Annotated in this window: 23 protein-coding genes; 8 read left to right on the forward strand and 15 right to left on the reverse strand. The window is 29.0% G+C overall.

Annotated elements, in window-relative coordinates; all coding sequences use genetic code 11:
- Nucleotides 1-36 precede the first annotated feature (36 nt).
- Nucleotides 37-1,461 carry an L-serine ammonia-lyase gene (locus tag Q0997_RS09635; RefSeq protein WP_299888038.1) on the forward strand — a complete coding sequence of 475 codons (1,425 nt, stop codon included), beginning with the start codon at nt 37-39 and terminating at the stop codon, nt 1,459-1,461.
- A 4-nt stretch (nt 1,462-1,465) separates the two neighbouring features.
- Here Q0997_RS09635 and Q0997_RS09640 read toward each other — a convergent pair whose 3' ends face one another.
- A complete protein-coding gene (locus tag Q0997_RS09640) occupies nt 1,466-1,924 on the reverse strand; it encodes a nuclear transport factor 2 family protein (protein WP_299888041.1) in 459 nt (152 codons plus the stop codon).
- A gap of 105 nt (nt 1,925-2,029) precedes the next feature.
- Between Q0997_RS09640 and panB the strand changes: the two genes are divergently transcribed.
- The 5 genes from panB to Q0997_RS09665 all read left to right on the forward strand — a co-directional run bounded on the left by panB (nt 2,030) and on the right by Q0997_RS09665 (nt 6,016).
- Nucleotides 2,030-2,848, forward strand: a complete 819-nt coding sequence (gene panB / locus Q0997_RS09645) for a 3-methyl-2-oxobutanoate hydroxymethyltransferase (protein ID WP_299888044.1) — start codon at nt 2,030-2,032, stop codon at nt 2,846-2,848.
- Between the two features lie 16 nt (nt 2,849-2,864).
- On the forward strand, nt 2,865-3,395 hold the full coding sequence (locus Q0997_RS09650) for a GNAT family N-acetyltransferase (RefSeq protein WP_299888047.1): 531 nt from the start codon (nt 2,865-2,867) through the stop codon (nt 3,393-3,395).
- Between the two features lie 68 nt (nt 3,396-3,463).
- Complete coding sequence (locus Q0997_RS09655) at nt 3,464-4,162, forward strand: RluA family pseudouridine synthase (protein ID WP_299888050.1); 699 nt, start codon at nt 3,464-3,466, stop codon at nt 4,160-4,162.
- Nucleotides 4,163-4,164: 2 nt separating this feature from the next.
- Nucleotides 4,165-4,656 (forward strand): hypothetical protein, encoded by a 492-nt coding sequence (locus Q0997_RS09660; protein ID WP_299888053.1) that lies wholly within the window; start codon nt 4,165-4,167, stop codon nt 4,654-4,656.
- On the forward strand, nt 4,646-6,016 hold the full coding sequence (locus Q0997_RS09665) for an aldehyde dehydrogenase (protein WP_299888056.1): 1,371 nt from the start codon (nt 4,646-4,648) through the stop codon (nt 6,014-6,016). The genes Q0997_RS09660 and Q0997_RS09665 overlap by 11 nt, the downstream gene beginning before the upstream one ends.
- 31 nt (nt 6,017-6,047) lie before the next feature.
- Here Q0997_RS09665 and Q0997_RS09670 read toward each other — a convergent pair whose 3' ends face one another.
- From Q0997_RS09670 to Q0997_RS09715, 10 genes are all read right to left on the reverse strand, one after another.
- Nucleotides 6,048-9,383: a GEVED domain-containing protein gene (locus Q0997_RS09670; protein WP_299888059.1), complete on the reverse strand. Its 3,336-nt coding sequence runs from the start codon at nt 9,381-9,383 to the stop codon at nt 6,048-6,050.
- Nucleotides 9,384-9,507: 124 nt separating this feature from the next.
- Nucleotides 9,508-10,332 carry a histidine kinase gene (locus Q0997_RS09675; protein ID WP_299888062.1) on the reverse strand — a complete coding sequence of 275 codons (825 nt, stop codon included), beginning with the start codon at nt 10,330-10,332 and terminating at the stop codon, nt 9,508-9,510.
- Entirely contained in the window at nt 10,325-11,032 is a 708-nt protein-coding gene (locus Q0997_RS09680; protein WP_299888064.1) for a hypothetical protein, read from the reverse strand. Before Q0997_RS09680 ends, Q0997_RS09675 begins: the two co-directional genes overlap by 8 nt.
- Before the next feature lie 14 nt (nt 11,033-11,046).
- Nucleotides 11,047-11,766 (reverse strand): hypothetical protein, encoded by a 720-nt coding sequence (locus Q0997_RS09685; RefSeq protein WP_299888067.1) that lies wholly within the window; start codon nt 11,764-11,766, stop codon nt 11,047-11,049.
- A gap of 20 nt (nt 11,767-11,786) precedes the next feature.
- Entirely contained in the window at nt 11,787-12,494 is a 708-nt protein-coding gene (locus Q0997_RS09690; RefSeq protein ID WP_299888068.1) for a hypothetical protein, read from the reverse strand.
- Nucleotides 12,495-12,505: 11 nt separating this feature from the next.
- The gene (locus Q0997_RS09695) at nt 12,506-13,021 is read right to left on the reverse strand and encodes a hypothetical protein (RefSeq protein ID WP_299888071.1); all 516 of its coding nucleotides are present in this window, start codon (nt 13,019-13,021) and stop codon (nt 12,506-12,508) included.
- Between the two features lie 150 nt (nt 13,022-13,171).
- Nucleotides 13,172-13,870, reverse strand: a complete 699-nt coding sequence (locus tag Q0997_RS09700; protein ID WP_299888074.1) for a hypothetical protein — start codon at nt 13,868-13,870, stop codon at nt 13,172-13,174.
- 8 nt (nt 13,871-13,878) lie between these two features.
- The gene (locus tag Q0997_RS09705; RefSeq protein WP_299888076.1) at nt 13,879-14,241 is read right to left on the reverse strand and encodes a hypothetical protein; all 363 of its coding nucleotides are present in this window, start codon (nt 14,239-14,241) and stop codon (nt 13,879-13,881) included.
- Between the two features lie 182 nt (nt 14,242-14,423).
- Complete coding sequence (locus Q0997_RS09710; RefSeq protein ID WP_299888079.1) at nt 14,424-15,650, reverse strand: hypothetical protein; 1,227 nt, start codon at nt 15,648-15,650, stop codon at nt 14,424-14,426.
- 49 nt (nt 15,651-15,699) lie between these two features.
- On the reverse strand, nt 15,700-15,858 hold the full coding sequence (locus tag Q0997_RS09715; RefSeq protein ID WP_299888082.1) for a hypothetical protein: 159 nt from the start codon (nt 15,856-15,858) through the stop codon (nt 15,700-15,702).
- Nucleotides 15,859-16,191: 333 nt separating this feature from the next.
- Here Q0997_RS09715 and Q0997_RS09720 point away from each other — a divergent pair, with 333 nt between their 5' ends.
- Both Q0997_RS09720 and Q0997_RS09725 read left to right on the forward strand, forming a co-directional pair.
- On the forward strand, nt 16,192-17,832 hold the full coding sequence (locus tag Q0997_RS09720; RefSeq protein WP_299888086.1) for a sensor histidine kinase: 1,641 nt from the start codon (nt 16,192-16,194) through the stop codon (nt 17,830-17,832).
- Nucleotides 17,825-18,439: a DNA-binding response regulator gene (locus Q0997_RS09725; protein ID WP_299888089.1), complete on the forward strand. Its 615-nt coding sequence runs from the start codon at nt 17,825-17,827 to the stop codon at nt 18,437-18,439. Before Q0997_RS09720 ends, Q0997_RS09725 begins: the two co-directional genes overlap by 8 nt.
- 413 nt (nt 18,440-18,852) lie before the next feature.
- Here Q0997_RS09725 and Q0997_RS09730 read toward each other — a convergent pair whose 3' ends face one another.
- The 4 genes from Q0997_RS09730 to Q0997_RS09745 all read right to left on the reverse strand — a co-directional run bounded on the left by Q0997_RS09730 (nt 18,853) and on the right by Q0997_RS09745 (nt 21,841).
- Nucleotides 18,853-19,428 (reverse strand): DUF6705 family protein, encoded by a 576-nt coding sequence (locus Q0997_RS09730; RefSeq protein ID WP_299888092.1) that lies wholly within the window; start codon nt 19,426-19,428, stop codon nt 18,853-18,855.
- An 11-nt stretch (nt 19,429-19,439) separates the two neighbouring features.
- A complete protein-coding gene (locus Q0997_RS09735) occupies nt 19,440-20,900 on the reverse strand; it encodes a hypothetical protein (RefSeq protein WP_299888095.1) in 1,461 nt (486 codons plus the stop codon).
- A 376-nt stretch (nt 20,901-21,276) separates the two neighbouring features.
- A complete protein-coding gene (locus tag Q0997_RS09740) occupies nt 21,277-21,525 on the reverse strand; it encodes a hypothetical protein (RefSeq protein ID WP_299888098.1) in 249 nt (82 codons plus the stop codon).
- A gap of 178 nt (nt 21,526-21,703) precedes the next feature.
- The gene (locus Q0997_RS09745) at nt 21,704-21,841 is read right to left on the reverse strand and encodes a hypothetical protein (protein WP_299888101.1); all 138 of its coding nucleotides are present in this window, start codon (nt 21,839-21,841) and stop codon (nt 21,704-21,706) included.
- Nucleotides 21,842-21,855 lie beyond the last annotated feature (14 nt).

Below are 21,855 nucleotides of genomic sequence, written 5' to 3' on the forward strand. Positions count from 1 at the left end.
AAAACTATATTTGTTTAACAAATTAATTGAAATTCTATGGAGTTTATTTCGGTTTTCGATATGCTAAAAATTGGTGTTGGACCATCAAGTTCTCATACTCTAGGCCCTTGGCGTGCTGCTGAACGCTGGCTAAAAGAATTAAAAGATGATACTGTATTTAATGATGTTACGAGAATACAAATAGATTTATATGGTTCATTATCGTTAACAGGAAAGGGGCATGCCACAGATTTAGCCGTTATGCTAGGTTTAAGTGGAAGAGACCCTGAAACAATTCCTACTGAAACGATTGACATTATTATTGCTTCTATTGATAATACTGAAAAATTAGTTTTAGGTAATGAACGTATTATTGATTTTGATAGACCTTCAGAAATCGTTTTTAATCGTGTATTTCTTCCTTTTCATTCTAATGCAATAACCTTTACAGCTTTTAGCTTAAATACAGAAATTCATCAATCTACCTTCTACTCTATTGGTGGTGGTTTTGTTATAAAAGAAGAACCTACAAATAATGATAGCAATAAAACTACAGAACAGGAATTTCCTTATCCTGTTGAAAAGGCTTCAGATTTATTAGAGTTCTGTTTAAATAATAATAAATCTATTTCTGAAATAGTTATAGAAAACGAAAAAGTACTGCGTAAAGAAGATGCTATAGATTATGAGTTACAACGTGTATGGCAAACCATGCTTGACTGTATGTTTACAGGTTGTCATACTGAAGGAACATTACCTGGAGGACTTAATGTAAGACGTCGTGCTTTTGATATGCATAAAGGCTTAAATGTAGAAGTACCATATGTGACTCCTCAAGATTGGCTAGAAAGTATAAGACAAAGTGAAGTTAAATTTCGTCAAATTTTAAAGTGGGTAAGTTGTTTTGCATTAAGTGTAAATGAAGTAAATGCCTCACTTGGACGTGTAGTAACAGCTCCAACTAATGGTAGCGCAGGTGTTATACCATCTGTTTTAATGTACTATTTGGTTATTGAGAATCATGATGCCGATTTTAAACACATTAAACAATTTTTATTAGTTGCTGGAGAAATAGGTAGCATTTTTAAAAAAGGAGCTACTATTAGTGCAGCAATGGGTGGTTGTCAAGCTGAAATAGGAGTGTCTTCTGCGATGGCAGCAGGTGCTTTATGTGAATTACTTGGAGGCACTCCAGAACAAGTTATGATTGCTGCAGAAATAGCAATGGAGCATCACCTAGGGTTAACATGTGATCCTATTGGAGGTTTAGTACAAATACCATGTATAGAACGCAACTCAATGGGCGCCATAAAAGCAATTAATGCAGCTGAACTGGCTTTAGAAACTAATCCAGAAAATGCAAAAGTACCTTTAGATAAAGTTGTAGATACTATGTGGGAAACTGCAAAAGATATGAATACAAAGTATAAAGAAACTAGTGAAGGCGGATTAGCTATTAGAGTAAATATGGCCGATTGTTAGATTATTATTCTTGGCAGCCTTTTCTTCTACGAGTATCTACTAAGTAGAAAATTTTCCAATTATCGTCTTCTTTAATTAATTGAAAAGAATTTACACCACAATGGCTAAATTGTTCGTTAAACCAAAATTCATATTTAGTCCATACGTTAGCCATATTGCCATCTATTTGAATATTAAAACTTAATAGTTTCTCTTCAAACTTTTGATCTTTAGGAATAGAAGCTATAGATTTTATAAAATCTGATGTTTTGGTTGTAATTAACTGTACAATCCCTTCTTTATTTTTTCCAATAGATTGTAATTTCATTTCTTTATAAATCAATGATTTCATAATTGTAGTATCTTGTTTATGAAATCCTTCAAAAAAACGTTCTATAGTTTGTTTAACTTGTGTTTCGGCTTCAGTTTGGGCATTAGTATTTGTAATAAAAAGGAATACAAATGCAAAAAATAAATATTTCATAATTAAAGGATTTGACTGCAATGTATTGTTTTTCAGCAGGAAATAAAAATCAAATTATCATTTGTAAATTTAGTATTTTTACAGTCTTATCTTAATTTATAATAAATGTCTGTAGCAAAAAAAGAATATAAAAGAGTAACTGTAAAGTCATTGGTAGATATGAAGAAAAATGGTGAGAAGATTTCTATGCTCACTGCTTATGATTATACCATGGCAAAAATTGTAGACGGCGCTGGAATAGATGTTATTCTTGTTGGTGATTCAGCTAGTAATGTAATGGCTGGTCATGAAACCACTCTACCAATTACTTTAGATCAAATGATTTATCATGCTTCTTCAGTTATTAGAGCTATTCATCGTGCTTTGGTTGTTGTAGATTTACCATTTGGAAGCTACCAAAGTGACCCAAAAGAAGCGTTACGATCTGCAATTCGTATTATGAAAGAATCTGGTGGTCATGCTGTAAAAATGGAAGGTGGCAAGGAAGTTAAAGATTCTATTAAACGTATACTTCATGCTGGTATTCCTGTTATGGGCCATTTAGGTTTAACACCGCAATCTATTTATAAGTTTGGCACCTATACTGTTCGTGCTAAAGAAGAAGAAGAAGCTACTAGATTAAAAGAAGATGCATTAATGTTAGAAAAAGCAGGTTGCTTTGCTATTGTATTAGAAAAAATACCTGCAAAATTAGCTCAAGAAGTTGCTAAAAGTGTTTCTATTCCTGTTATTGGTATTGGAGCGGGTTCTGGTGTAGATGGCCAAGTTTTGGTTACTCATGACATGGTAGGAATGACACATGAATTTAATCCTAGGTTTTTACGTCGTTATATGAACTTATATGAGGAGATGACTAATGCTTTTACTCAATACGGTGAGGATGTAAAAAGTGGTGATTTCCCTAATGAAAGTGAGCAGTATTAAAATAGTTGTATCATAAATGGTAAATAACTTTCCTATATTAGAATCTGAAAGATTAATACTAAGACAATTCAACAGTTCTGATTTAGAAAATGTTTTTCAAGGACTTTCGCATCCAGATATTATAAAATATTACGGTATTAGTTTTAAAACTATAGAAGCTACAAAAGAACAGATGACATGGTTTTCTGATCTTGAAAAAAATGGTACAGGCATTTGGTGGGCTGTTTGCTCAAAAACTGATGGAGCATTTCTTGGGGCCGGAGGATTAAATAACTTAAATACAGAAAATAAAAAAGCAGAAATTGGTTTTTGGTTGCTTCCAGAGAATTGGGGTAAAGGGTTCATGTCTGAGGCTATGCTTTTAATATTTAATTATGCTTTTAATACTATAGGGTTACATAGAATTGAAGGATTTGTCGAGACAGAAAATATAAATTGTAAAAAAGCATTAGCCAAACTTGATTTTAACCTTGAAGGAACTATGCTTGACTGTGAAATAAAAAACGAAAAATTTATTAGTTTAGATATCTATTCAAAATTCAAATAAATATAATTAAAAACATTATCCAATTTTACAAAAAACCATCTATGGTTTACTACTAGAATAGTAATTAAATGTCTAAAACGCTTTCAAATAAGAATAATCTTCAAGTTATCTACGAAGATAATCACATAATTGTAGTTAATAAACGAGCTGGAGATATAGTACAAGGTGATAAAACTGGTGACAAACCATTAAGTGATGTTGTAAAAGAATATATAGCAGAAAAATATAATAAACCTGGAAATGTATATTTAGGTACAGTTCATAGATTAGATAGGCCGACAACAGGTTTAGTTATTTTTTCTAAAACAAGTAAGGCATTACCTCGATTAAATAAACTATTTGTATCCAAAGACATCTCTAAAACTTATTGGGCTTTAGTTAAAAATAAGCCTCAAAAAGAGAGTGACACTTTAATACATTGGTTAAAGAAAAACCCAAAAAACAATAAATCTACAGCTTATATTAAAGAAGTACCAGATAGTAAAAAAGCTATTTTACATTACAAAATTCTAAAATCTTTAGATAATTATTATTTACTAGAAGTAAACCTTGAAACTGGAAGGCATCACCAAATACGTTCTCAACTGTCTAATATTGGTTCTCCAATAAAAGGAGATTTAAAATATGGTTTTAATCGAAGTAATAAAGATGCAAGTATTAGTTTACATGCTAGAAACATTAAGTTTATTCATCCTGTTTCTAAAATAACACTTAATATAACTGCTCCTTTACCTAAAGATCCTATTTGGGATGCTTGTGTAAATTAATTATGAATCATATTAATTTAATTCACTTGATGCTTAGTATATCTATTACTTTAACTAGTGGGATTGTAGGCTTTGGGATTGCTGAAAAGTTAAATAAAAAAGGAGTCTTTTTTAATTTTATAAAATCTTTTATTTTAACTAAAAATATAAATTTTTATACCCTTATAGGTTTAAAGCCTTTTACTTGGATTGTAAAAAACACATTTTTTAAACATCTAAATCAAAAAATTAAAATTACTAATCATTTAAATATTGAAAAGGCTAAATATTTATTAGATGAAATTACTATTTCAGAAATATGCCACCTCATTGGATTTATAATTGTAATAATAGTTCAAATAATAATATTGTTGTTTTTTGGCTTCAACAATTTATTTGTTTTTCTTCTAATCTTAAATATATCATTAAATTTATATCCCTTCTTTCTACAAGAAAGAAATAAATTAAGAATTACAAAACTGATATCTATATACAATAAAAAGTATGATTTCTAATCTATTACAATTGCAAAAGGAGTATTTTAAAACTGGTGAGACAAAATCTGTTTCATATAGAAAACAAGTTTTAAAAAAGCTAAAAACTGAATTAATAAAACGAGAAAGTGATATTATACAAGCTTTATCAAAAGATTTTAAAAAACCAGTTTTCGAATCTGTTTTAACAGAAACTGCAGTTGTTCTTTCAGATTTAGATTTAATGATTAAAAACATTAATAAGTGGGCTAAACCTAAACGTATTACACCTGCTTTATTAAATTTCCCTTCTACAGATAAACTTTATTCTGAGCCTTATGGGCAAACATTAATTATTGCGCCTTGGAATTACCCGTATCAATTAGCTATTGCTCCATTAGTAGCTGCTATTGCTGCAGGAAATACAGTTATTTTAAAACCTAGTGAATTAACGCCACATACTTCCTCTTTATTAAAAGATATTATAAGTAATGTTTTTAAACCAGAACATGTTAATGTTGTTGAAGGTGGTGTAGATATTTCCACCAAATTATTAGCCCAACGTTGGGATTACATTTTTTTTACAGGAAGTGTTTTTGTAGGTAAAATTGTCGCAAAAGCGGCCGCAGAACATTTAACTCCTGTTACATTAGAATTAGGTGGTAAAAATCCATGCATTATTGATGAAACTGCAAATATAAAATTAACAGCTAAACGTATTGTTTGGGGTAAGTTTTTAAATGCTGGCCAAACATGTATTGCTCCAGATTATATATTAATTCATCAATCTAAAAAAGATGCTTTTTATAAAGCTTTAAAAATAGAAATTGAAAAGGCCTATACTAATACTCCAGAAACCTCTAATGATTTTGCTCGTATAGTAAATGAAAAGAACTATAACCGCTTGGCAAAAATGCTAACGAACGAAAAATGTATTATTGGAGGTAACACAAATTCTGAAACTTATTATATTTCTCCAACTGTAATAGATGAACCTAGTATAGATAGCGAAGTTATGAAAGATGAAATATTTGGTCCTATTCTTCCTGTTTTATCTTACAAAAACGAACACGAAATTGAAACGGTTATTTCTAATTATGAAAAACCATTATCACTTTATGTGTTTAGTACTAATTCTGAAAAAGCAAGACAAACAGTAGAAAAATTTTCTTTTGGAGGTGGTTGTATAAATGATACCGTAGTACATTTTGCAAATCATAGGTTACCATTTGGAGGTGTTGGCAATAGTGGTATTGGTGCTTATCATGGTAAGCAATCTTATATAACGTTCTCTCACCAAAAAGCAGTTGTAAAAAAAGGGAATTGGCTAGATCTTCCTGTACGTTATGCTCCCTATACAGGTAAACTAAACCAAGTAAAAAAAATTCTGAAATGGTTATAAAAAAGGCTCTCAAAATGAGAGCCTTTTTTGTTTAATATACTTTAATAATCTTTTTAGTGGTTTTCTTTTTGGCAGAATAGACATTAAGAATATAAACCGATTCTTGTAAATGTTCAATATTAAAAGTGGTTTGTTTTGTATCCAAATTATTTTGTTGAATCACTTTTCTACCTCTTATATCAAACAATTCAATTTTAGTAATATTATTATTTTCAGAATTTACAAAGACATCTCCATTAGACGGATTTGGATAAATACTAATAGCACTATCTTGACCATTAAAGTCTTCTACAGAAAGATTACTATCTATAGTCACTAAATAATCTTCTACTTCACCAAAAAACGTTCCGCATGGATCTGTATTATTATTATAAATATTGCTTACTCGTAATCTAATAGTTTCATTTAATACAGCATCATTAGGTACTGTAAAACTACCGGTTGAAACATTAGCAACATAATTTGACATTGTTATTGCTTCTGAAGGTTCAAATTCTGCATTATTATTAAAATCTATCCAAGCAGCAGCCACATCCTCAAGAAAAGCGTTAGATAATCTAGATGTTAATTGATATGTTGTTCCAGTATTAAGAACAATTGGTGACAAATTATCGTAAAGTGTATAAGTTGACTGCCCAGAATTATTTACAAAACTATCTAAAGTAACTTGATCTATATAATCTGCTCCTGTTCCAGATATTCCTTGAGAATTACAATAGACAAAATCTCTTTGTTCATACATAAACTTATATGTTTCAGATATATCTGCACTAGAGCCAGTAGCAATAACTTTAAAATATACTTTTGCTCCTACTGCTACATCTGGCAATGCTTGATCTGAAACCCAAATATTTCCACTAGAATTTGACATACTTATAGTATTATCAAATAATAAGTTATCTACAGAATATTTGACTTCTACTGTACTTAAAACACCTCCATAATTAATAGTAGAAGTAACAAATTGTGGCACCCCTATTTTTGGTGTATTAAGTGTTGGAGCATTAGAAATTATAGTTGTCTCAATCGATGGATAATTTTCTCTTCCAACTAAATCATACTCCCATAAACCACGACCCCATGTTACTGCTTTTATAGTATTAGCTCCATAGTTTATTTCCAACTCCTGCACTGCTACATATGGTAAATCTGTATTATATAGTAACCAATTCGTTCCATTTAATGGCTTATAGTATACACCAACTTCAGTACCAATATATATATTGGGATTAGATGTATTATCTACAACTACAGAATGAACAGGAATATCTCCCAAGTTATATGTAATATTGGACCAAGTTGTCCCTCCATCTGTTGTTCTATATACTTTTTGACTATTATTTTGATATGCAGCATTTACAATAATAAAGTCATCATCATTATTAGGATTAAATGCTATATCTTCTATATCATGATTTGGAAGAGCGCCTTGAATATCAAAAAAAGAGACACCTCCATTTATTGATTTTTCAATATCGCCTCCTTTTGTAACCACAATTATATTTGTGTTGTTTTGAGCGATTTCTGCATTTCTAATTTGACTCCAATAATTACCTGGATTAGCTGCTAAAAAATTTGGTGTACCTACATAATTATAATTCAATCCAAAATCTGTGCTAACATATACACCGTTTCGAAAATCGTATATTTTAAAATGGTCATTAGGATCATATAATAATGGAGCTTCCCACCATCCATCGGTAGCGTTAGAATCTACAATAGAGTTAGAAACGCCAGCATCTAGTGTTCTTATTCTTCCTCCAAATTGATAACTACCAATCATATAGTTTGGATTTAAAGGTAAAATAAGACCTTCCATACCATCTGCTCCATAAGCTTCAACCCATTCTGTTTCATTTTTAATTGTAGTTCCATTATCCTGAGAACCGCATATTACCACTTTGTTATTAGATTGGCTAATTCCTAGTTTATAATTTTCTCTAACTGCTGGCGATGCAGATTGCATCAAGTTCTCCCAATTAACACCTCCATTACTGCTTTTAGCTAAAAACCCATCTGTTCCAACATAAAATACTCCATTAATAGATTTCGCAACTCTTAAATCTGCATGCACATAAGAATTACTATTAAAATAATTATCTTCTAAAGTTCCAGAACCATTACTAAAATCATAAAGACTCCAATCTGTTCTTTTTACAAAATTTGCACCTCCATTTGTAGAATTAGCTATATTTAGTGCTCCTATAATTAAATTTTGGCTATTGGTATCATTTACAGCAAAACCATCAGTGCCAAAAGTTGATGCTCCAACTGAGGCAAAGGAACTTGCTTGATTTACAGATTTCCAAATCCCAGAAGATGATGCAAAAAACACAGCATCGGGCTCGTTTTCTGTTACATCAATAAGTCCGCGTGAATTGTTATTTCCTGGTATTAAAGTAGTAGAGAAAGTATCTCCTGTATTGTTTGATATATAAACAAAATCTCTTTCCTGCGAACCTCCATCATTAATATGGTTAACAGCATAAACTATAGTGCTATTTGTTGGATGAAATTTAATTTGAGTAAAATTACCTTGAGGAATAATACTAGTCCAATTTGTAAAATTACCTGTAACTTTATACAACCCTTCTGATGTACCAATAAATAACACACCAGCAATAGTTGGATGATGAACAATACTGTAGATTCTAAAATCTGATCCTAATCCTCCAAATCCTAAATTAGTTGGGTTAAATGCAGTTTCACTAAAAGTAACTCCAGCATCTAATGATTCATATATTCCATAAGAATAACCATTGCTAGCATTTCTTAAGGCTATATATACATGATTAGTATTTGCAGGGTTTACTGCTATCGAATTTACCCCGGAAGCTGGTAATATTTCTGTTCCACTTTTACTCCAAGTATTTCCTTCGTCTAGAGTACTCCAAAAACCACCACTTCTTGATCCAATATATATTTTCTGATCATTGTTAGGGTCGACATAAAGATCTTCTATGCGTCCCATTCCTGCTGCATAATGACCTGTTATATTTTCTACTACAAAAGGCCCTAACTCTCTCCAACCGCCTACTCTATTAGATTTATTAGTAATAGTATTATTCGACTTTAAGTATTTATTAAATGCCTCTGTAGCAAATGCAGGATTTACATTCATTCTATTTCCAGTTGGGTAATATTTATGTTCATTATTATTAGCCCAACGCATAAAATTTTTATAACCAGAGCCTTTTGCTTTAGCATTTATCGTTTTAAAATAAGCTTCAGCTTCTTGAACAACATCATAAAAATTAATAGCATTATCTGCCATCATCTCTTTATATTTTTGTCCAAATGAAATGAAATGAAAAGAAAAAAACACTGCGCAAAGAAGCGCAAGGTTAAGTTTATATTTAGCTTTCATAAAATTGTTTTTTTTACAAATTTATGAAAGTCCTTAGATGAAATTGCGAAATAATTACATAAAATGCATTATTTAGATAAAATAAGCATACTATTTAATAATATATTACAACTCTTTTTGACATTTAATCATTTTCATGCTTATATGGATATTCTAATTCTAAGTTAGTACCTTCTCCTATTTTAGAGCTTAGATTGTAAGACATATTAATAAGTTCTGCTCTACTCTTCATATTTAACAAGCCAGAACCTTTCTTTATAGTTTCAATATCAAAACCTTTACCATCATCACTAGCAGTGATTATTAATTTATCATTGTCATAGTTAAGCTTTACTGCTAGATTTTTTGCTTCAGAATATTTTACTGTGTTAGAAAAAAACTCTTGAAGTATTCTAAAAACTATTACTTCATGTTTTTTATTTTGAAAAGGAATGACTTCGCCCTTAACATTTAATTCAGCAGAGGCGAATTTCATTTTCTTTAATCTATTCAATTCATTTGTAATAGATTGTTCAAAACCAATATTAAGTATAACTTCATTATTTAAAGAACGAGATAATAATCTAACTTCTTTAAGGCTTTGTTTTACTGTATTAGATGCCTCAGAAAAATTTTCTTTTACATCATCACTTATTTGTGTCTTTAAAATATTTAATTGCATACTGGCTGCTGCTAAAAGTTGCCCTACATTATCATGTAACTCCCATCCAATATTTTTTAATGTTTGTTCCTGTATTTCGGTTTGCGCATTAGATAATTCTTCTTCAAAGGCCTGCTGTTGCTTAATCTTGTCTATTAACAGCTTGTTTTTTCTTTTTTGAAAAACTATAAAAAACAAAATAACTAAGGTGGTAACTATTATCAAAACACCAATCATATACACTAATAAATAGCGTTCTGCAGCTGTAGACACTTTTGGGTCTTGAAGTAATATTAATAAGTTATTCATTTTTATATTTTGGTTTAGAAACAATTAGGCCAATAGCAAAACAAGTATACATAAAGATATTTGCAAATACAAAAACACGTCGTTTTAAATACACAAAATCCCAATCTGAGTCTGTATTATAAACATCAAACAACAAAATTGGAGTTACTAATAACCACCATATAAGTAAGGCACTTAAAGCGTAAAAACTAAAAGTATTAAATGCTTTTGAAATAACGTCAGATTTAATAAACTCTAAAAGATAAAGTGCTACACAAATTAGCATTACAAGCGCTCCTGACAATTGATAAATTGCATGATGTTCTTTAAAGAATACTTGTGGGTAAATAAAAAAATGACCAAGTATTATTAAAACAAAAAGAACGGAAATCGCTTTTAGAATGATTTTAGTTTTTTTATTATTTAATAAATTATAGATATAATACATCATAAATAATATACTTCCAAACATCCAAAATAGGTTATACCATGCAGTACTATTAAAACCTATATTAATTAAAAAACGTGTAACCAAAAAGGATCTGTAGTAGAAAAACGTTGCGCCTATAGCTTCTACAAAAACAACATATATTATATAATAAACAAAAATAATTGTAGAAGTACCTCTATATTTTCTTATTGAGAAAAGGGCTGTAATCATAGCAAATAGCTCAAAACCATAAGAAATAAAATTAAAATATTTGGTTATAAATTCTAGCACATCTTAGATTTTAATTATTCTTCATTTTCTGGTTTAGAAACAATAAATCCAACTGTAAAACAACTATATAAAAATACATTTGCAAAAAACAATATGATAGTACGTGTGCATACATAACTCCAATCTTCTTTATTAAAGTACATTGAAAAAAATACTAAAGGAGCTATTATTACTGTCCATAGTAAAATAGATAGGCTTATATAAACATTAACAGATCTATAAAAATTTAAAATTTTTTCACTTTTTAAAATTTCTATTAAATAGAATAAAATACTTATTATAATTAGTATTGTACTGCATAAACTTATCCCGATTAGATTCGTTGTAAAAAAAGCATCCCATTGAGCAGCAATACTTATTATAGAAAAGATTATAAAAATAAAAGAGAGGTATTTAAGTATTATTTTAAAACTTTTATTGATTATTAATTTTGTAAAATAAAAAGCATAAAACAATGCACTTCCAATTGTCCATGTAATAGTATACCACCAATTATTACTACGCATCCAAGTGGTACTTAAATACTCCTTTATATGTGATAAAGAATCTAATCTATGTACATATACAGTATAGCCTCCAATACATTCAATAATAAATACATACCAAAGAAAATATATAAAGTACTTAACTGGAGTATTTTTATACTTAGGAAACAACAAAGCAGCAGTTATAGCAGCCATCAACTCTAATAACTTTGTTAGAGTTCCGGAAAAATCATATAAAAAATTGCACATTACAAGGCGTAATGTAGTGATTATTTAGATTCTTCTGGTTTTGAAACTATTAAACCAATGGTAAAAGTGGTATACATGAAAATATTGGCAAATAAATATATTTGCCATTTTAAAAACACAAAATCCAAATCAGACTTTGAAAAGTAAATATCAAAAAAGATTAATGGAGTTATAATCAACCACCATAATAATATAGCAGAACTAATATAAAAATTTAATGACTTATAAAAATCTAGTATTCTTTCACTTTTTAACATCTGCATAAAATATAAAACTGCACATGTTAAAATTACTATAGCACCTAGTACACTAATAATAGGAAAAAATTGAGTAAAGAATGCCTTAAAATTTAAAATTATATACAATAAAGAAAATAACAAAAATCCGATTCTACTATATTTAACAATATACTTATCTCTTTCTCTTTTTAAAATTTTCTGGTATAAAAAGGAAAAGAATACAACAGCTCCTATTTTCCATGTTAATGTAGACCACCAATGGTTAGTTTGAAATACTGTCCCTTCCAAAAAGTTTAAAAACCCCTCATTATTAATATATTTAACATATCTCGCTATGTAAGCGCAAAATACAATATACACTAAAAAATAGATGAAATATTTAGCAGCTGTATATCTATATTTTTTAAATAATAATAATCCAGTTACAGCTGCTAATACTTCAACTCCTAGTGTAATTTTCGAGTAGTTAAGTCTTAAAAATTCTTCCACTCAAACTTAATTTATTGAGGATAATTAGCACTCGGAGGATTGCCGCCGTACCCATCATTTAAACCATCTGCGCCACTAACATCACCTCCTGCTCTATAAGCAGCACCACTACCGCCTTTTATATTAAGTTTACTTGATGTTGGTACCATAAACATGGTTGTATAACCAACCACAGTTGTTGAATCTACTTTTGTATCTGGGTAAGCTCCTAAATACACACGTACACCATCCATTGGAAAACCTAAACTATCTGTTTGATGTTTAGCATATGCCAAATAATTTTCTATATCATCTAATGACCACCAAGACGATCTATTATCTGGTCGCTTTACTATTGAATCACTAATTAATTTATGTCTTGAATTAAATAAAGCATCTAAAGCTATAGCTTCTTTAGGAGTAATAATTCCACTTGGTTTAGTGATATCTGGATCTACCACATCTGGTGTTCCAAGTTTACAGCAATAAAAATACATTACTAGTGCTCCAATGATTAGGCCTAATATTAGGCTACCTAAGTTTTTCATTTTGTTTCGGTTTAAATGTTAGTAATAAGTTATTGTAAAAGGTTTTGCTATAAATAATTAGTATCATAGGGAAAAATTGATACTATGGTTTAAATCATATAAGATAAGTTTTAGTTAATAGCTTATATTAAATGTAGTAAAAAAAAACGACTATGCTTTAACTTCTGGTTTTGAAACTATTAAACCTATGGCAAAAGTTAAATACATAAACATATTTGAGAATATATAAATCCCTCTCTTTAAAAGAATAAAACTTTTATCTTCTAAAATATAATACATATCATAAAACACCAAAGGTGTTATAATTAGCCACCAAAGAAAAATAGCTGTACTAATATAAAAATAAAGAGATCTTGAAAATGTTAATAGGTTTTCATCTTTTAAAATTTGAATAAAATAAAAGCCTGAGCAGCAAATAATTAAAATAGCCCCTAATATATATAAAGTAGGAAAAGAGCTTTTAAATAAAGTCTCTGTATTATATAAAATTAAAACAGTAGCAATTACAAAATAAATTGAAGCTCCATATTTTAAAATCAATTTATGTCTTTCATTTTTTAAGATTTTTTGATAAAGAATAACAAATAAAATAACGGCTATAATATCAAAAAATATTGTAAACCACCAATAGTTTAAATAAAAAACTGATTCCTTATTAGTTGTGAAAAAAAGAAAATTATTATAATACGTCCCAATAATATCTACAAAAAATAAATAAACTAGAATAATAATAAAAAAAACAGCAGCTGTTCCTTGATGTTTCCTAATATAAAAAACACCAATTACAGCTGCTATAAATTCTATACAATGAGTTATATAAAGGCTATTTTTAAATAAAAACTCAAACATTAAATCTTCTATTGAGGATAACCCGATTGTGGTGGCTCACCATTTCCTCCTCTATCCATTCCATTAGCTCCAATTATATCTTGGTTATTTCCTTTTCCATCATCTTGAGTAGGAACCATAAAAATTGTTGTTAATCCTTTTGGATCTTCTTTTGTAGTTTCAACCCCTAAATAAAAACGAACACCATTTGCTTTTGGATTCTCTTTTTGCATTAAAGTTAAAAAATCTTGCATGTCTTGAAGTGAATACCAAGATGATCTGTTATCTGGTTGACCAGCAGCAGAATTGTTAGCGCTTTGTCTTAAGTTTGTCCAGTTATCGTTTAATTCTTGTGCTTCTGTTGAATTGATAATTCCTCTAGGTGTAGGCATAATATTATGTTATTGGTTAATAATTTAGGAAGTCTAAAATAGTAAAAAAAAGTTTACAAACCTTTTAATTTACCTAGGAAGATAAAATAAAAAACTCCAATAACACAGGATAAAAACGCATATTGGAGTTTAAAAAAGACTTTTAAGTTATTCTGAATAAGAACTTAATTATTAATTTTCTATTATATTTTAGTTAATGTAAACTCTGCTGCTGTAGGAACTCCACAAGAAGCTGTTGTATCATCTAGAACAATAATATTAAAGACACTATCATTGCCAACATTATAAGTGCCTTTAGATGGATCTGGTCCTAATAATAGTGAAGGTCCACAACCTAAGCCGGTAATTTGGTTATCTACTACATTCACTTCATCACATTTTAAGGTGAAATTGAATTCCATTGGTAGCTGACCAATAGCTAAATCTGGTAAGTAAACAGCAGAAAACTTACGTTCACCAGTACTAGATCCTAATTGAAGCGTAACTGTTACACCATCTCCAAAAACAGAACCATTAAATGCATTTGTTACATTAGAAATAAGATAATCTCCAACAAATAAAGTATCTGGTACATCGACTGCTCCTGAACAGGTTGTTATAATTGTGACTTCATTACCATATCCTGTACCTTCACTATTAGTTGCATAAGCTCTTACATAGTATGTTGTGTTTTCTGTTAGAGTATTAAGAGCAACTGTATAGTTATTTCCTGTACCTGTATTATTAATTACAGTATCGGCTGTAGTTGGGTTTGGATTTGTACCATAGACAACACCTTTGGCTGATACAGCAAAACCACCATCATTAGTAATAATACCATTAATTATTGCGGTAGTATCGCCAACAGATACAATATTAGTATTCAACATAGGGACACAAGCACCAAATCGAGGAATTCCTCCACACATATTTAATACCTCTCCTTGCTGTCCAGCTGCTATTGGCTCCCAACTATTTCCATCCCAATACAACATATCACCAAGCGTATTTCCATTAGATACGCCATTATCCGCTCTTGTTGCATGTAAAGCAAATGGTACACTTAATAATTGACTAGTATTAGTTAGTGTGTAGTTTGTTCCTCCTGTAGGGTCTATTTCTATTTTTAAAAAAAAATCGAAACCATTCCATATTACGGTAGTAAGATCTCCAGATTCTATAATTCCATTACCAATAATCAAATTTAATACACCAGTATCTCCAGTTGTTACAGTGTGTGTTTCTGTATATAATGATGATCCTGTTTCACTTCCAAAAAGTATGCTAGCTTTTACACCTATACTTTGATTAGCTATTACTCCATTACTAGCATCACGAACAACTGCTTGGTAATTAAATTTTGATGGCGATTGCCCATAAGAAGTTATTGTAGCCACAACTACAAAAATTAAGGTAAGTAGATTTTTCATTGATTAATGTTTATTTGAGGTTATTTAGTTTAGAACAAATATATTTATTTTAATAGCATTTACAAATCATGTATTTTAATAAGTTTATGATTTGACCTAGCCAACCTTCGCAATCTAGACTTCTATATTGTATAGTTACACTTATATGATTGCCATTTATAGATTCTGACTGTTCTAAATCTACAATAATACGCGAGGCTTTGGTCATTCATTATCACATATAGCATAAATGAAATTATAGAAAAAGTCAATAGAAACTACTATTAAAAACAACAATAAACAATTAAATAAAGTCTAACTTTTTTCATAACATAATTCTTCTCCATAGAACTGCAGTATCTATTATTACTAAACTAATCAATTAGCAGAAGACGTTGATGTAGCAATACCTGCATTGGCATTATGCTCTGGTATTAAGGGTGGTAAAAACTACCCTTTTACTTTAGATTTACTCATAAATAAGTTATTTATTTGTTATTTGATGACAATTGCTATCTAAATATAAGCTCTCATTATTATTGAGTATTAAATTATAAATTTCATGAACCTTTATCGATTATATATTTTCTTCCTTCTAAGTGCTACTTTAGCAATTGGTCAAAATGATGAAATAAATGAATCCTATGAATATTATATTGATATAGCCGATAAGTTAAATAGGAACTATCAATTTTCTGAAAGTATAGAAGCAATTGAAAAAGCAATACTTATATCTAAAAAAGAGAATAATCTTTATAAAAGATTAAGTTCTGAGATATCACTTGCTGAATTAATGCGAAGAACAAAAAACTATAAAAAAGGTCTTGAGATTCTATATACACAAAAAGATATAAAACAATTTCCATTACTGCAAGTTCGTAGGTTAGATCGTATGTCTGCCCTTTATTCCGAGGGTAGTTATTACAAAGAAACATTCTCAAATAATGTAAATGTTACTGATTCTGTTCAGGCTTTTCTCGAAAAAGCAATTTCAATTTCAATTAAGAATAAATTTGAAAATCATGAGGCAAGTTTGAGAAATCAAATGGGTTTATTCTTAATGCGAAAAGAAAAAAGATTACAATCAAGACCTCATTTACTAAGATCTGCAGAGTTGTTTAAAAAAATAGGTGATACGGCTAATTATTTACGACCAATGATGCATATTATGGAAAATAATATAATGTTTAATAATATGCAATCTTTCGATTCAATAGGCAAACACTTATTAACATTAACAAAAGGTAAGAAATGGTATTCTGTAGAAGCAGAATTATTTAAAAAAATTGGAGCTGGATACTTGCATCGTGGCGATTCTATTACTTATTATAAATGGTTAGATCGCGCTGGGAATAATTATATTGAATATTACAAACGTATAAATTCTGAACAAATGGCCGCGTTTAAGGTTCGTTTCGAGACAGATAAATTTAAAAGAGAAGCTTTAGAATCTAATTTAATTTCAAGTCAGAAATCAAAAAAATTGGATCAAGAAAAAAAAGAAAAAAAGAACATAATTTATTTTTCAGGAATTTTACTATTAATACTTTTTAGTGCAGGTGTTTTTATCATTCGAGAGCGTAAATTAAAACAAAAAGTACACCGTATAAATACAGACCTTGAATTTGCTAATGAGAAATATGAATTATTAATGATAGAAAGTAATCATAGAATAAAAAATAATCTTCAAATGATTATATCACTTCTTGATTATAGTAATAATGACTTTATAAATAATGGTCCAAAAGCTTTAAAACGTGTTTCAAGTAAGGTTGAAACAATAGCATCTTTGCACAAGCACCTTAACGAAAATGTGCATTTTGAAAAAGTTAGAATAGATTTGTTTTTTGAAGAAGTCATAGCCCTCTATAAAAATATTACAACATATCAATTGGTTATTAAAAGAGATATTCTGCCTTTAGAAATAAAAAATGAACGAATCGTTTATTTTGGTTTGATATTAAACGAATTGCTTTCAAATACAATAGAACACAATATATCTGATATTAAGAATGTAAACGTTGAAATTTCTATCGAAGGGGATTCATGTGTCTTTGTATATTGTGATTTTTCTCAATTAGTAGAAACAGAATCTATTGGAATGGGTATTACATTAATAAAAAAACTAATAAGGCGTGTTGGAGGTAATAATCTTTGTGTTGATAAATTAACTGGTTCGTATAAATTTAAATTCAATGTCTAAAATTGTTATTATAGAAGATGAGTTGTTTGCTGTAGAACACTTAATAAAAGTTGTAAAATCTCTAGAACACATTGTTGTAGGAGACTTTTATAGCGGAGAAGAATTTTTGGAGAACACAGATTGGAATTTCGATATTGCCATTATTGATGTTTTTTTAGCTGAAAAATTAACAGGACTTGATGTTGCTAAAGAAATGAATAAACGGTTTAAGTCATTTATTTTTCTAACAGCAAACAAAGATACTAATACACTTAAAGAAGCTGCAAGATTGAGACCTTCAGGATATTTAACTAAACCTTTTCAGGTTAATGATGTTGCCGCTGCCTTAGAAATTGTAAGTGCCAATACCGCAATACAAAAAAGTAAATCATACCTACAATTTTTAACTAAAAATGATCTTTTTATAGAACCACTTACTCAGCGTGAATTAGATATATTAAAATGTCTTTTAGAGGATTACTCAAATATAGAAATTGGTGACAAACTGTTTATTTCTTCAAACACAGTAAAATATCATGTTCGCAATATTTACCAAAAAACAATGGTTAATTCTAGAGATAAACTGCGTGAAAAAATAACGTTTTTTTTCAATCACAATAGATCCTAGATCTTGGTTATATATTACAAAGGTGGAAAAAACTACCCTAGTAAGAATAGTACGTGAGGTATTTAGTCTAAATACAGGCTTATCAATCATTTATTGGCGGTTTTAGACCACTTAATTACGCATATTGGTTAGCAACAGAAAATATTGCAGGACAAGCTAGTGGTAGAGTCATGATTCAAAACTAATGTGACAAAGGTTCTTTTTGTTTAAAAAGAGATTTCAAATTAATCTTTATTATAAGAGTTAGATTACGGAAAACCTCAAAATTGACAAAATCACCAATACATTTTAAGATTGAGATAAACCGTAATTATAATAATAATAAATACCATAATCGTTTATTATTCATTACTAATAGTAAGGTTATATCGTAAAATGTATGCAAAATAAAAGCCCTTTAAAAGGGCTTTTATTTATTGTTTTGTTAATATTAAATCTTTGGGGATTTTAAATGGCCACACGTCAGAATCTTTACTTTTAGTCCAATGTAAATCCCATTTCAACTGAGGATTACAACCTAAACTAGAACACGCAAGATATTTTAACTCTAGTCTTTGATATAAACTACGCCTATAAGTAATATCTGTTGGCTCAAAATAACCTAATGATATTTCTTTTCCACTCAAAGAAATCGAAGATCCTAAAATATAATGCTCACTAGATTCAGAATTATCGTTTAATGTATTATAAATTATTGTACCGTTATCTGTATATTTAAATTTAGCATATATTTCATCATAGTAATCACCACCTGATTCTTTATGCGTTTTTAATTCAAAAGTAACTATTAGTTCTTTTGTAACGTCTTGATATTTCCAAGTACCAATAAATTTATTTAAATCTAGGTTTAAATCTTTATAGTAATAGTATTTATTTTCATCTTCATCAAAAGAACCTAATTCACGTAATGGCACTATTGCATCTTCTTGTGCTTGATTAACACTAATATTTAATATCAAAATTAATGCTATTATTATTGTTTTCTTCATTGTGTTCAATTTTATAATTTATTCCAAAAAACTATTTGATTTTCAAATATACTCGCCTGATAAATACTTATACCTAATTTTTGACCATTAATTTTGTACTTTTTAATGAATTTGTTTATTTTTTTTATTAAACAAGCATTATCACAATTATTATTCCTCCATTCTTTTAATACTTTCTTTTCAAAATCTAATTCAAATTTTGTTTTAGTTTCTGCATTTTGTAATGCATTATTCGCATCAATAGCTAATTGTTTATCCTCTACAACTAATGCAAATGCACCTATCTCACTTAATAGAATAGAAGTTACATCTTCTGTTAAATCTGAATTAGAATTTTCTATAAACTTAATATTTCCTAAAAACTCTTTAATATCACCATCTGAAAATACAGGTGAGTTCTTATATGGCTGATCACTAGTTTCTAAATCATAAAATAATTGCTGATGTATGTGCACAGAAACAATTTCATTATCTAAATAATCTGGTGTGTAATTGACACCATTATTTAATCTTTCATTTGGTTCTCTAGGTGGGTTTTGGTATTCGTTCTCTCCTATTAATTTAAAACGTGCTCCATCTTCTTGATAATTATTACTTTGGACAGAATTAATACCAAGAACCAATTCTCCAATTTTATTTTTTATTACAGGGTTATCAGATATTTCTTGAAGTTTTTGCCTTCTTTTAATTACCGCTTTATCTATAAATGGGCTTGTAACAGTACTAGTAGTTGTTTGCGGACTACTAGTTGTTGTTCCTCCACTACCTCCACCGCCAGTTGTAATAACTGTACCATTAGTCCATCCCCCAGTTCCGCCGCCAGTAGGACTAGCAGATATAAAATTATATTGATATGTACACGAAGTAGTAACATTATCGATAACTAATTCTTGACAAGGTCCATCTGGACAATCTCCAACGTTAAAATTCCACTCAATATGATAAGTTACAGTTGTAGTACATTGATAAGAAAATGTACCTCTAGATAAATAATCAGAAGCATCAATACTTAAACTTGCTTTACGTATTTCCATATCATTATCACCAGTAAATCTATACTCAACTATTTCTGTATTATAACTACCATCTGGTTGAAGAGTAAAAACAAGATTCTCTGCAGTATCATCATCAACTGTGCCAATTACAGGAAAAGTATAAGAATGCGTATTCCCATCAATAGATTCTACATATTTTGCAAAATCAGTATCTACTGTAAAATCATATTCCGAATTATACACATCTCTGTTTTGAGAATTAGATTTAGCCTTATTAAATCTTTTTAAGTGTTTTGATAAATCAAGGTTTTTATTATAATCACTTTCTGGAATGACTTGTACTGTATAATTATTATCATTAATTATATTATTATCTTCAATAAACTTGTCATCATCATTTTGACAAGAATTAAAGAATAACAATATTCCGCAGAATAATGCTCCTAACTTCAAATAAAATTTAATGTTTTCTTTCATAGACTAGTTATAAATATGTAGGGTTAAAATTAATACGGTTATCAAATTAAAAGATTGTAAAGGTAAATCTAAATACTTTGATCATAATATTAAAACTAAATTAATCCTGTTTTATTATTTTTTAACTTAAGCAAACTTTGTTAAATTAAAATTTGATTATGTAGTAACTTGACACTATAATTAATTATATATAATCCATGTTGAATTTTAATATTTTAATTTAACCACCAACAAAAGCTCTAACTCCTTCAATTAACAAATAACCAATTCCAGCATCTATACCAACATTTGTTATTCTTTTTAAAACACCTACTCCTCTATAGATCATTTTTGCAAAAGTAAAGCTTACATGGTTCTTTATCTGTAGTTGAGTTAGTTATGATATGTTTTCATTTAAAACTTTTAATTCACCTATAATCTCATCTTCAACTTCTTCATCGTTTTCAAAATTCTCTATTAATAATACTAAAAACTTTGATAATTCTTCTTGTTTTTGGGGCTCAAGAGGTTTGTCATCATTTTCATCATTCATAAATGAAAACGATTCAAATAATTTTTCTTGATAATGATTAATATTTTTAGTAGTTGGGTGTATTTTTTGTCTTGTAGAATGAATATTTTTCACCAAATTCATACAATTTTTTAATTCATTTATAAGTCTATTATCTGTGGATGTATTCCTAGTGCTTTTAGTCGAATTACCCCTTTCGCTTGCAGGCATATAATTCAAACTATAATAAACATAATTCTTTCTAATTTTTGCTCAGAAATTGCAAAATAGTACTCTGTCGTAAAACTCATAATTATTCAATACCAATAGCAGCTTCATCATCATAAGTTATTCTAAATAAATCAGAATTAGATTCTACTTCAGAACGAATCGATGAAAATGTTCTTGCCATATCATTTAATTCCTTAGCAGGATATTTATTATAATCCATATGAAATAATTATT

The organism is uncultured Lacinutrix sp., assembly GCF_947500325.1.
GTDB lineage: Bacteria > Bacteroidota > Bacteroidia > Flavobacteriales > Flavobacteriaceae > Lacinutrix.